This window comes from Bacteroides sp., assembly GCF_030151085.1.
Classification (GTDB): domain Bacteria; phylum Bacteroidota; class Bacteroidia; order Bacteroidales; family Bacteroidaceae; genus Bacteroides.
Genome location: NZ_JASLER010000065.1, coordinates 1 through 12,907, shown reverse-complemented (window position 1 = coordinate 12,907; position 12,907 = coordinate 1). Strand labels below are relative to the sequence as shown.

At 39.0% G+C, this 12,907-nt stretch carries 10 protein-coding genes; 6 read left to right on the top strand and 4 right to left on the bottom strand.

Going from position 1 to position 12,907, the window contains the following annotated elements; all coding sequences use genetic code 11:
- Positions 1 to 45: 45 nt before the first annotated feature.
- From Q1W14_RS13020 to Q1W14_RS13010, 3 genes are all read left to right on the top strand, one after another.
- A complete protein-coding gene (locus Q1W14_RS13020) occupies positions 46 to 1,875 on the top strand; it encodes a glycoside hydrolase family 13 protein (protein WP_300702059.1) in 1,830 nt (609 codons plus the stop codon).
- Between the two features lie 21 nt (positions 1,876 to 1,896).
- On the top strand, positions 1,897 to 3,036 hold the full coding sequence (locus tag Q1W14_RS13015; RefSeq protein ID WP_300702035.1) for a hypothetical protein: 1,140 nt from the start codon (positions 1,897 to 1,899) through the stop codon (positions 3,034 to 3,036).
- A gap of 140 nt (positions 3,037 to 3,176) precedes the next feature.
- Positions 3,177 to 5,246, top strand: a complete 2,070-nt coding sequence (locus Q1W14_RS13010) for an alpha-amylase family glycosyl hydrolase (RefSeq protein ID WP_300702033.1) — start codon at positions 3,177 to 3,179, stop codon at positions 5,244 to 5,246.
- A 2-nt stretch (positions 5,247 to 5,248) separates the two neighbouring features.
- Here Q1W14_RS13010 and Q1W14_RS13005 read toward each other — a convergent pair whose 3' ends face one another.
- A complete protein-coding gene (locus Q1W14_RS13005) occupies positions 5,249 to 6,232 on the bottom strand; it encodes a GNAT family N-acetyltransferase (protein ID WP_300702032.1) in 984 nt (327 codons plus the stop codon).
- Positions 6,233 to 6,289: 57 nt separating this feature from the next.
- Between Q1W14_RS13005 and Q1W14_RS13000 the strand changes: the two genes are divergently transcribed.
- The 3 genes from Q1W14_RS13000 to Q1W14_RS12990 are packed head-to-tail and all read left to right on the top strand — an operon-like array spanning position 6,290 to position 7,954.
- The gene (locus Q1W14_RS13000) at positions 6,290 to 6,826 is read left to right on the top strand and encodes a nitroreductase family protein (protein WP_300702031.1); all 537 of its coding nucleotides are present in this window, start codon (positions 6,290 to 6,292) and stop codon (positions 6,824 to 6,826) included.
- 2 nt (positions 6,827 to 6,828) lie between these two features.
- On the top strand, positions 6,829 to 7,164 hold the full coding sequence (locus Q1W14_RS12995; RefSeq protein WP_300702030.1) for a hypothetical protein: 336 nt from the start codon (positions 6,829 to 6,831) through the stop codon (positions 7,162 to 7,164).
- Position 7,165: 1 nt separating this feature from the next.
- Positions 7,166 to 7,954: a Rossmann-like and DUF2520 domain-containing protein gene (locus tag Q1W14_RS12990; RefSeq protein WP_300702028.1), complete on the top strand. Its 789-nt coding sequence runs from the start codon at positions 7,166 to 7,168 to the stop codon at positions 7,952 to 7,954.
- Positions 7,955 to 8,024: 70 nt separating this feature from the next.
- Here the strand turns inward: Q1W14_RS12990 and Q1W14_RS12985 are convergent, their stop codons facing one another.
- The 3 genes from Q1W14_RS12985 to Q1W14_RS12975 all read right to left on the bottom strand — a co-directional run bounded on the left by Q1W14_RS12985 (position 8,025) and on the right by Q1W14_RS12975 (position 12,850).
- Positions 8,025 to 9,311: a TolC family protein gene (locus Q1W14_RS12985; protein ID WP_300702027.1), complete on the bottom strand. Its 1,287-nt coding sequence runs from the start codon at positions 9,309 to 9,311 to the stop codon at positions 8,025 to 8,027.
- A 15-nt stretch (positions 9,312 to 9,326) separates the two neighbouring features.
- On the bottom strand, positions 9,327 to 12,437 hold the full coding sequence (locus tag Q1W14_RS12980; RefSeq protein WP_300702025.1) for an efflux RND transporter permease subunit: 3,111 nt from the start codon (positions 12,435 to 12,437) through the stop codon (positions 9,327 to 9,329).
- 257 nt (positions 12,438 to 12,694) lie between these two features.
- The gene (locus Q1W14_RS12975; protein WP_300702023.1) at positions 12,695 to 12,850 is read right to left on the bottom strand and encodes a hypothetical protein; all 156 of its coding nucleotides are present in this window, start codon (positions 12,848 to 12,850) and stop codon (positions 12,695 to 12,697) included.
- Between the last annotated feature and the right edge of the window lie 57 nt (positions 12,851 to 12,907).

Here is a 12,907-nt window from a genome sequence, read left to right as displayed (position 1 = left end):
GTATCTAAAGTTTTTCCTGGTGCCGGTCACATGGAAAAAGATTGGATGAGACGTTTGGATACTCCGTTACAGTTTTTGTTAGGTAATGAAAAGGCTGAGAAGGTGGAAAGAATAGAACCAGCCTTCTGGTGGTGCGGTATGAAAAATACTCAGTTGCAATTAATGGTATATGGTACTAATATTGCGACTTACAAACCTATAATTAATCATCCGGGAGTTACACTAAAAAGTGTGCATCCAATGGAAAGTCCTAACTATTTAATCCTATATTTGGATGTCAAGGATGCAGCTCCGGGTAAGTTTTCTATTGAATTTGTAAAAGGAAAGAAGAAACTGAATTACTCTTATGAACTGAAAGAACGTAAAGGAAAAGGTGAAGATAAAGTTGGTTTCAACTCTTCTGATGTGGTTTATTTATTGATGCCCGATCGATTTGCGAATGGTGATGAAACTAATGACAAAGTGATAATGAAACATCCTTATACAGTAAATCGTAATGATGTAAGCGCTCGCCATGGCGGAGATATAGCTGGTATTGTGAAGCATTTAGATTATTTGGACAGTTTAGGTATCACTACAATCTGGACTACTCCCATTTTAGAAAATGATATGGGCAAAGGCTCTTATCATGGTTATGCAGCCACTGATTACTATCGGATAGATCCTCGTTTGGGTAATAATGAGGATTATGTGCAACTGGCAGAGTTATTGCACCGGCGAGGAATGAAACTGATTATGGATATGGTATTCAACCACTGTGGTAGCAAACATCCTTGGTTAATTGACCTTCCTATGCGTGATTGGTTTAATAATCCATTCGAGTATGTACAGACCAATCATAATAAAACTTCATTCTTTGATCCTTATGCTGCTGATATAGATAAAGAAGAAATGACGGACGGATGGTTTGTGCCTACTATGCCTGATCTGAACCAGAGAAATCATTTTGTTGCCGATTACTTGATTCAGAATTCAATCTGGTGGGTTGAGTATGCAAACTTGGATGGTATTCGCCAAGATACCTACCCCTATCCCGATGGGGATATGATGGTTCGTTGGTGTAAAGAAGTTTTTGAAGAATATCCCAATTTAAATATTGTAGGTGAATCAATGATAACTAACCCTACCGGTGCAGGATATTGGCAACAGAATAGTCCGGTAAATAAGAATGGAAATACAGAGTTGAAATCAGTAATGGATTTCCATTTACAATCAATAGCTAGCAATGCTTTCCATGAAGAAACCTCATGGAATACCGGCCTTCAACTTATATTTGAGCATTTGGCATATGACTTTTGTTATTCTGATATAAATAACGTAATGCGCTTATTTGAAAATCATGATACTGATCGTTTCTTGTTGGAGACTCCGAAAAATCTGGATGCTTATAAACAAGCTGTGGTTTTATTGTTGACAATTCCTGGTATTCCACAATTATATTACGGACAGGAGTTGTTGATGACTGGCAATACAAAGATTGACTATGGTTATATTCGCCCTGATATGCCGGGTGGTTGGAAGGGAGATACAACAAGTGTATTTGATAAAAAAGGAAGAACTGCTATGCAACAGGAAGCTTTTGATTTTATGAGAAAATTATTGCAGTGGCGTAAAGGAAATGAAGTTATCTCAAATGGGCGGATGAAACATTTTATGCCTCGTAATAATGTATATGTTTATGAACGGTCACACAACGGGAAAAGTGTTCTGGTTGTTATGAATGGAGTTTCTAAGGAAGTTGACTTAGAATTGGCGCATTATAAAGAGGTAATTGGACATAATACAAGTGGTATTGATGTTTTGACTGGTAAAGTTATACAACTAGGTGAAATACTACATCTACTTCCTAAGGAAGTTTTAGTACTTGAACTATAGTGTGGATATTAAACGAGTGATATGAAAAAAATATATATTCTTTTCTGTTTGCTTTCTCTTTCAATAATTGTAAAAGCGCAAGGACAAGGGCAGGATAGCTTAGTTGACTATGTTTGTAATGAGGGAATTTCACCGGATGATTATTTGATTACAAAGTTTAAGGAGGCCGATATAATTCTGTTAGCAGAAGATCATGCTGTAAAAGAAAACTTGGATTTTATCCGGAATTTGATACCTAAGTTATATGAAAATGGCATATATATGTTGGGCATGGAATTCGGTGCGTATGAAGATCAAAAACGATTGGATTCTCTTATAAATGCACCCAAATATGATGAACAATTGGCACGGGAACTGATGTTTAACTATAATACACGCTGGGCTGTTGTCGAATATATGGCGATTTACAAAGCGGCATGGGAATGGAATCATTCATTGGCTGATACAGCACGAAAGTTCCGTGTTTTGAATATTAGTTATTGCTACAACTGGAAGGAGTTTGAAAAAGTAAGAACACCTGAAAATATAAAAAAAGTATTTCCTTTAGGGAATACGGAGGAGTTTAGGTGCTCTTTATTAGAACGGGAATGTTTGTCACAAAAACATAAGATACTGGTTTTAACAGGAACTCCCCATGCCTTTACTTTTTATCAATTTCCATATTATGATTATACTTCTCCCGGGTTTGTGCGTTATGAAAAGAACTTTTTAGGAAACTTGCTTTATTCAAAATACGGAAAAAGGGTGCTGGCAGTGGCGCTTCATCAGCCATTTGCTAATTATCCGAATCATCAACCTGGATGGATTTCTCCGGCATCCGGAGAATTAGAAAGCGTCATGAATAAATGTAATAATAAGCCGGTAGGTTTTGATTTGAAGAATTCACCTTTAGGTAGTTTGAAAGATAGTAGTTATTATTCAATGGGACATCAAGGTTTGACTTTATCCGGCTTGTTTGATGGGTACATCTTTTTTAAACCTATAAAAGAATTATCTTCTTGTACGGTTGATTATAAGTTTATGGATGATACCAATTGGGGAAAAGCCGTCAGCAATAATCCTGATCCGGACTGGCATCCAAGTCCTCAAAATCAGGAGGAATATTGGAAGTTGGTGGAGGAGTTCCTGAATATTAAAAAGAGATATGTCGGTATTCAATGAAAGAAAGGAAATGTTTCTTATCATGCAAACGTTTTCATATAAAACTTAAGGCTTTTCATTTCTTTTATTGAATTCCATTCTACTTCTTTTTTAAATTTGTATCGTATGTAAGACTTTAATAATCCAATAGCTTGAAAATCATGAAAAAACATTCTATTTATTCTTTCTTATTCCTTTTATCATGGTGTCTGATATTTGCATTTTCAGCATGTAGTGATAATAATAATACTCCAGTTCCTGAACCTGATCCAGAACCGGAGCCACCTGCAGGATGGTCCACTGTTGTCGCTTCACCCGCTGATTGGGATGGCGTAAAACGTGCGGATATTTCTTATCAATTACTGGTATATTCTTTTGCAGACAGCAATGGTGATAAATATGGTGATATCAATGGGTTAATTTCCAAGTTGGATTATATCAATTCTTTGGGAGTGAAGGCTATTTGGCTTTCTCCTATCCATCCTTCTCCTTCCTATCATGGTTATGATGTGATAGACTACACTAAGGTGAATGAGAAATTCGGTACGGAAAATGATTTCGACCGACTGATTACTGAAGCACACAATCGAGGTATTAAAATTTATTTGGACTATGTGCTGAACCATACCAGTGTGGAACACCCTTGGTTTCAAGCTGCCAAAACCTCTACAGACAATACATATCGCGACTATTACATCTTCTCACAAGCTCCCAAAACTGATATTGTGGCTGGAAAGATAGATATGATTGCCAGTGAAGGATCTAATGGATATAATGCGGCTGAGTGGTACACAACGACAAATTCATCGGAAGTAGCAAAGGGATGCTATAAATTTACACTTGATTGGTCGAATACTTTGAAACCAACCGTAACCGTGGTTAAAGCGGAAACGGCAGATGCGGATAATCCCGATCAAAGTACGACAGGTGCTAAATATCTTTATTATGGAGATCCTGCCGTATGTAAAAAGTTCTATGACAAAGGAAATGGTAAATATGAACTGACTGTAGACTTTGCATCTCCTTGGGGATTTTTAGTTCGCACTAGTAATACAGAGTGGGGAGATGATAAATATGGCGCTGAATCAGAGGGTAGTAAAGTGAAGTTTGGAGAGCCTTTCCCTTTGAAGCAGAATGCAAATGCTGATATTTTGATGGAATCTATGAACCTGTGGTATTATCATTCTCATTTCTACACAGCCTCTTTTGCCGATCTTAATTATGGCAAAGTTGCCAATTTGAAGAATTCACCGGTATTTAAAGAAGTAGTAAATGCTGCCAAAGGTTGGATAGACCGTGGAGTGGATGGTTTCCGACTGGATGCCGTGAAGCATATTTATCACAATCCAAAAGGTTCGGAGAATCCTACTTTCCTTAAAAACTTCTATGATGAGTTGAATACTTACTATAAGCAAAAAGGGAAAACAGATGAACTTTATATGGTAGGTGAAGTACTTTCCGGAGCTGATGAAGTGGCACCTTATTATCAAGGTCTACCTGCATTGTTTGAATTCGACTTCTGGTATCGTTTGGAATGGGCTATTAACAATAATACAGGTTGTTATTTTGCTAAAGATATCATGGGTTATCAACAACTTTATGCTGCAAATCGTTCGGATTACATAGAAGCTACTAAGCTTTCGAATCACGATGAAGACCGTACAGGACTAAAATTAGGCAAGTCGGAAGCTAAAGAAAAACTGGCTGCTGCGGTATTGTTGACTTCTGCCGGCGAACCGTATATTTATTACGGTGAGGAATTAGGATTTTATGGTGTTACAAAAGAAGGTAACGGTGATCAGAATGTGCGTGAACCTATGCAATGGGGAGATAATGCTACTACGGACTATATGAGTGGTATTAACAAATCGAATGTGAAGACGGTTAAGGAACAGCAGTCGGATGCTAATTCTCTGTTGAATGTCTATATGCAATTCTCAAAACTTCGCAATATATATCCAGCTCTTGCTCAGGGTAGTATGACTAAACATACTAAGTATAATGAAAGTAATACGACGGAGAAATCAATCGCTGCTTGGTATATGACTAAAGGTAGTGAGAAATTGTTGGTGGTTCATAACTTTGGAGCATCCGAAGTACAGATCTCATTGACAGACAATATAGAGAAAGCCATTGGGAAAAATGGAAATATTCAGCAACAGAAGGAGGGCAATAATACCTTAATAAAGATGCCTGCTTATAGCTCAGTTGTTTTCAAGATAGCTCAATAGAGTTATTCATAAATCTTTATCAGCACCCGATTCAGCCAGTCCCAGCGAAAGCGGAACCAGCGTCGGGTGCTGCTTTGTTTCCCTCCGAAACGAAGAACAAACTCCCGATATCCATGTTTGCGGAAAGGTAAGCCTACATCCATGAATTCCACATGGCGGAATCCGCGTTGTTTGGCATCATCCAATGCTTTCCAAACGGCAAGAATGCCGGGGTATTGCAAAGCGTATGTCTTACGCATGCCACCTGAAAACCATAAATAGGCACTATCATCCGAATAGATACAAGCACTGCCACCAATGATCTTCTCTTTATAGGTGACAATGAAAATCTTGCTTTGCTGCTTGGTCATTAGATGAGATTCGAGAAGTTGGAAGAATTTTATATTCGGAAAATGTCGACGTATTTTTGAAGAATATATGTGGTGTAACATACGTGCGAAGTCATGAGTCTCTTCTTGCGTCTGTACCTCTCTTATCTGTGCGCCATTCTTTAATCCTTTCTTTATTTGGCGGATTCGTGAAGGACTAAAACGTTCTTCCACTTTTTCTATATTGTGTAATGAATTGCGTACGCGTAACCAGTTGACTGCAAAATAACTGTTTTCCCGAAAAGACTTGTAACCGAACATAGCATTTTCTAGATTTCGGAATTCAATTAGAAATGAGTTACGTAGAGCTTCATTGGTGAGTCTTTCCAATATATCGCTGAAGATAGCTTCTTTATCTAAAGTATCATCAAAATATTCTCCGGTGCCATAGATTTCGCATCTTTTTATAATACCTGGAGGAAACATCCGGACACTTTTACGTAAAGCAGCAAGTAGTTTAGCTACGGGCTTGTCATCAATGGATGCAACGATGAGTACAGGAGCATATCCCGGTGTTGCTTCATAGATTCGGAATAGTTCTGTAGAATGGAATGTGTTGGTACCTGGTAATTCAGGAACCTTACTTCCGCAGTAATATGTGGTCAGTTTCAAAGGCATTGACTGCAAATTTAAAAATAATCTCGTATCTTTGCATTTATTAAACACAAATATGTTATGGAAAGTTTCAGTGAATTAATAAAAGCCCGCCGCAGTATGCGGAAATTTACAGAAGAAGAATTGACTCAGGAACAGGTTGTGACCTTGATGAAAGCTGCTTTAATGGCGCCTACTTCAAAGCGTAGCAATGCTTGGCAATTTATTGTGGTCGATGAAAAAGAGACACTGAAAAAACTCTCTTTCTGTAAAGAACAAGCATCGCAATTCATTGCTGATGCTGCATTGGCAGTAGTGGTGACTGCTGATCCGCTGGCTAGTGACGTATGGATTGAAGATGCTTCCATCGCCTCCATTTATTTGCAACTTCAGGCTGAAGATATGGGCTTGGGCAGTTGTTGGGTGCAAGTGCGCGAACGCTCTGCTGCAAATGGTATACCGTCTAATGACTATGTGCACAATGTACTTGATCTGCCTTTACAGTTGCAGGTACTCAGCATCATTGCTATCGGCCATAAAGGTATGGAACGTAAACCATTCGATGAAGAACATCTGCAATGGGAAAAAATACACATCAATAAATTCGGAGGGCAATAACGGTGAGTGCAGCAAAAGCAAACAACAACCGTGATACCTATAAGGCTACAGCCATTACTCTAATCGTGTTTGGTATACTTTATCTGATAGATAAGTTAGTACATTTCTCAGCAATTGGTTTGCCGTGGGTGATGAACAAGGATAATTTTTTGCTTTATACAGCAGTGATCTTCCTTCTATTTAAGCATGACAAGTCAGTAGGATTGGTTCTGATAGGGTTGTGGTTGATATTGAATTTTGGGTTAATAACTGCATTGCTTGGTACAATGTCCGCCTATCTATTGCCGGTAGCTTTGTTAGTGATTGGTGCTATTTTGTATTTAGTTTCAACAAAGTAAGATGAAAAGAAGTGTAGAAGATACGTCGATTGTCTTTATTGGTGCCGGAAATCTGGCAACGAATTTGGCAAAGGCGCTTTATCGGAAAGGATTTCGTATCGTTCAGATTTACAGCCGGACAAAGGAATCGGCAGTTTCATTAGCAGAAGCTGTTGAGGCAGAGTATACAACGGATTTGTCTTCCATTGTTAATGATGCGCAACTTTATATCGTTTCATTGAAAGATGCTGCTTTTGTGCAGTTGCTTCCTGAGATTATAGCTGGTAAAAAAAATGCTTTATGGGTACATACAGCTGGAAGTATTCCAATGAACATTTGGGAAGGGCAGGCGGAGCGATACGGAGTGTTCTATCCTATGCAAACATTCAGCAAGCAGCGTGAAGTGGATTTTAGAGAAATACCCATCTTTGTGGAAAGCCATTCGGCAGAGGATACACTGTTTTTGAAGGATATCGCATCCGTATTATCTGAGAAAGTGCACGAAGCTACATCCGAGCAACGAAAGAACTTACATCTTGCTGCAGTGTTTACTTGCAACTTTACCAATCACATGTATGCCCTTGCTGCTGATTTGTTGAAGAAATATCAACTTCCATTTGATGTGATGCTTCCATTGATTGACGAGACTGCCAATAAGGTTCATGAAATGGAACCTCGTGAAGCTCAAACAGGACCTGCTGTGCGGTATGACGAAAATGTTATTAATAGGCATTTACAAATGCTTGCTGATGAACCTCACATGCAGGAGTTATATCGATTGATTAGTGAGAATATCCACCGTTTCTCTTGATATGAGGAATGGAATACGGGAGATTATTAAGATTTTAAATCTCCCGTACCAATGATTAACTCTATTTTTATTAACGTCCTGTAGCCTGTAGATATTCGAGAATCTGCATTTGATACTGTGCGTAAGCATCTACATACTTATCTTTTCCTTGTTGGAACATAGATTGTGCATCTAATAAGTCGCTCATGCTGCTGGTTCCTGCCTTATAGTAATTCTCGTTTAATCTTAAATTCTCCGTAGCCTGTTCTATTGACCTTCTGGCAAGCAGAATCTGCTTATAAGAATCTTCCAGATCATTCCACGCTTGTTGCATCTTAATCATTAGTAGTTTACTGGTATCATCCTTTTCATCTTCGGCTAATTTTAGTTGTAATTTTTGCTTTTTGATGTCGTATGAACCTCCCCACCAATTAGAGATAGGGATGGATACAGTAGCGAAAGCAATGCCGAATGGGTGAGATTTATCCATTAAATCATCGTACATATATCCTGCTCCAATAGCTATGGTGGGCAGATTTTTCCCAATAGCCAGTCTCTTTTTCAATAAATTGGCTTCTACGTTTTTTTCCAGTAAATTATATTCGGGAGTTAAAACCAAAGAAGCACGGTGATCTCTACGAAGCTGTTCAGGAATAGGTGGTATATTTTCAGTTAATAATTCTGTCACGATATCAAAGCCTTCATTATCCACTCCCATGTGTTGTGCCAATACCATCTTGCTTAGAGATAGTCCGTTTTCCAGTTTTATCCTGTTGCTGGCAACTTCATTCTGTTTTAATTCTACTTGCAATAATTCATTCCGTTTGGTCATCCCGGCATTAACAGCCACTGTAACATCCTGGCATAAACGGTCGAGCATTCTTTCTACGGTTATGACTGTGTTCAATTTTTCCTGCAAAATAATTATTTGCCAATAGTACTGTTCCGTAGTATAATTTACCTCGTTTTCGGATTGCCACATCTGCAAGCGGCTTACATCAATACCTATTTTTGCCAGCTTGTTTCCATTCATAATCTGGCCTCCTGCAAATAGGGGTTGGGTAGCAGTGATACCACCTACAATGCCGTTTTTGATCATAGATAGTTCCATACCCGGAGCTACTTCCTTTTTCAATAAACTTTTATTGGCATTGAATGTTGCCCCGGTAGCTTCTACTGTAGGAAAATAATTGGTGAAAGCTTCTTTTTTTGTCTGCTCTGCTACCTTTAAATCCATTTGAGCCTTTTTCATCTGAATATTATGAGCTAGGGCTATTGAATGGCATTGTTCAAGTGTATAAGCCTTTTGTCCATAAACCGAGAGCGAAATAAATCCGCTCAGGGCATAAACTATTATTTTTCGATAATTCTGATTCATCTTTTTCATTATTAATTATTCGAGTTCCAGTTTTGCTGATTGTTTTCGTTTGTCGGTAGTTCCACTCATCATCAGCCAGTAGCAAACGGGCATGACAGTAAGAATTAAAATCATTGTTATCATTGTTCCGTAAAAAATGACGGTTCCCATAGGCATCCAAAGGCCGCTTCCTCCTAGTATCATCGGTATAACTCCTATTGATGCGGCAGCCGAAGTAAGGAAAATAGGCCGCATGCGGCGTTGTGCCGAGTGGTAGATAGCCTGATGTGCCGTCATCTTTTCATTTGTTCTAAGTTCTTCGGCATAATCTATCATAATAATGCCATTACGTACCAAAATTCCCATCAGACTGACGATACCTAACACACAAGTCACGCCAAAGTCTACTCCCTGTATCAAGATTCCGATTGCCGTTCCGAACAAGCAGAGTGTAAGGCATAGAAGCATCATGACTGCTGTACTGATTCTTTTAAAATGCCAAAGCAGGATAAAAAAGATGATGACCACCGAGATACATAAACCAGCCATGATGTCGGGCATCTGTTCTTCACTCTCTTCCAGTTCGCCGCCATAAGTCAGTGTCACTCCTTCGAATATCGGCACTTCGGATAATTTCTTTTGAATTTCCTTTGTTGCTTCTATTACATTCATTCCTCGGTCTACCTCTGCCAGTACAGTTACAGTTCTGATTCCGTTGCGACGGACTATTTGCCCATCATTCCAAACCGGAACAATTCTTGCTATCTGTCGTAAAGGTACATCGGACAATCCTCCGTATGTGGAGATTCGTTCGTCTTCAAGGTGTTTGGAACTGGTGGAATCAGCTTGTGTACTTTTCAAGACTATATTGATATCATAATCACCTTCCCATGCTGTAGCTACCGGAACACCGTTGCCATAGCGCATGGCAAGAGTCGTTTCTACAGAAGTGTTTGTGATGCCAAAACGGAGGGATTCATCTTCATTCAATTCAATCCGGGTGGCGGACAATGGCTCATTGAGATTAATCCGCACAAGATTTAGTTGAGGCATACTGCGCAAGATTTCCGCGATTTTTGTTGCTTGATGCTTCAGTATTGCCAAGCTGTCTCCACTGATTCGTACCTCGATGGGGTGGGTTGCTTCGCTGTAACTTAGCTCTTTAAATCTTACCACTGCTTCAGGAAAGTATTCTGCATATTTTGGAGAATATTCGTCTAATAATTCGAGGGTCTCTTTGTTACCGCCTGTGTTTACTATGAACTGGGCGAAATTACTTCCGCCTGGTTGTGGGGCGTACGAATTCTGAAAACGTGGAGATGAAGTTCCCTTGAAAGAAGCAATGGAAACAATGCGTTTGTCTTTGCATAACAGATGTTCCAGACTATCTGCTATCTGCACTGTTTTCTCTAACGATGTGCCGGTAGGCATGTAAATTTCTACTGCAAACTGATTTCTTTCTGCTGTAGGCATCAGCTTCTGAGGTAATTGGCTCATTAGTATGATGCCCATTATTACAGTAAAAATTCCAATGCCAATCGTGATTCGTGGATAAGCAAAACATTTATCCAGCAATAGGTTGTATCCTTTCTGTATAATATCCAGAAAAGAGAATTTCTTTCTATTGTTCTTCGGAATTTCACTTTCTATTGGTTTGCGTATAAAATAGAATTGCATAAAGGGAACTAATAACTCGGCAACCAACAAGGAGATGAATAATATCAGGGTGATAGCCCATGGAAAACTCATCATAAAATCATGCGTCATTCCCTTCAGGATGAACAGGAACGGGAAGAAAGTAATGCTTATGGCTAATGTAGCGGAGAATATGGATTTAAAAAAATGAGTTGCACTTTCTATTGATGCATGCCAACGGGACATTCCCTGAGATATTTTCTCCAGATAACTGTCTATGATTACAATAGAATTGTCAACGATCATTCCCAAAGTTACTATTAAAGCTGCCAAGGTCACTGTGTTGAGCTCAATCCCCAATGCATAGAACAGCCCTAATGAGATGAAAATGGTAACAGGGATAGTAGATGCTGCTACCATAGCCACCCGAAACGGCATCAGCAACATGACTACAATAATAACAGCCACGATGGCAATAATTAATTCGTGCAGAAAAGTGGTCACACTATCATCTACCACTTTACTTTGGTCAGTGATAGTAAATAGGTGTACATCTTCGGGCAGTGATTCTTTGTAGGAAGCCAATGCTTGGTTCACTTCTTCCCCCATCTGCACGATGTTTTTTCCCTTTTTCATCTCTACACTGAGCAGCAGGCACTTCTTTCCATTATTCGTAATAAACGATTCCTGTGTGGGATATTCTTTCGTTACCCTTGCAATGTCTTTCAGGCGAATGTTGTTTCCTTTCGGGTCTGAATAGACTATCATTTCCTGCACGTCTCTCAAAGTATTCAATGATTTGCCTACATAGACTGGGGAAACATAATCGTCTGTTTTCACCCGTCCGGCAGTAGTGGTAAATCCTTTGGTGAATAAAGTCAGTGCCAGTGTCTGGTCGTTGATGCCGTAATGTGACAACTGCTCATTATCCAGATAAATAGAAATTTGTTCCTGTTGCATTCCGAATGTATTCAGCCGACCTACGCTTTCTATTCTGCGCAACTGGTCTTTCAGCCCGTCCATGTAGGTGTTTAGTTCGCGATAAGTTTTATCGCCGCTTTCCATTGTTATCAATAAAGCCGAAGTATCACCAAAGTCATCCATTACGCGTACTGCAAGCACCCCACGAGGCAGTTCACTTTTGAACTCGCTGATTCCATGCTTGAACTTGCTCCAAAATTCTTCTTTATTGGTTATATCATCATTCAACTGTACCTGTAGTACCACCATTCCATCCATACAGGTGGTCTGTGTCTTGCTTTTCTTAACTTCTTTATAACTGAAGATATAGTTCTCCAAGGGTTTAGCTACTTGTTCTTCTACCTCTTCCACAGTAGCTCCCGGATAAACCGCTGCAACAATTCCTTGCCGGATGGTGAAGTCTGGAAATTCATTTTTCTTCATCTTCGACAATCCGAAGACACCGAATGCCATCAGGCAACAGGTGATAAGGATAATAATTTGCCGGTAATGCATCGCCCATTCAATGGCATTGCGTTTCTTATTCTTCATCTTTTTCATTTTTTCGTAACGATATGTGTCTGTTCACTTACTTTTTGTTGTCCTGCAACTATCACTTCTTCACCTACTTTGAGCCCCTTTTCTATCATTACGCCTCCATGAATCAGTATTCCAGTTTCGATTGTTCTTTTTTCTGCTTTTCCGTCAGCATTTACCCATACAAAGGAGTGGTACTTTTTAAGATTGAATCAAAAGAATAAAGCAACCTTATTTGATAAGATTGCTTTAGAACATAACTGACACTGTGTTTAGTTCAGTATCGTACCTTTAAATTCTTGTGATAATTTACCATCTGCATAATAGACTCTCGCAAACTTTTTTAAAAAGTCTATAGTCTTAGCTTTTGGTTTTAAATCTTTTTTTACAACTACATCATCACACTTTAGAGTAGAATTTTTATTCATAGGCCACTTTATATATAAATAGAACTAGTTTTCACATATAAAACGCCTCAAAATATT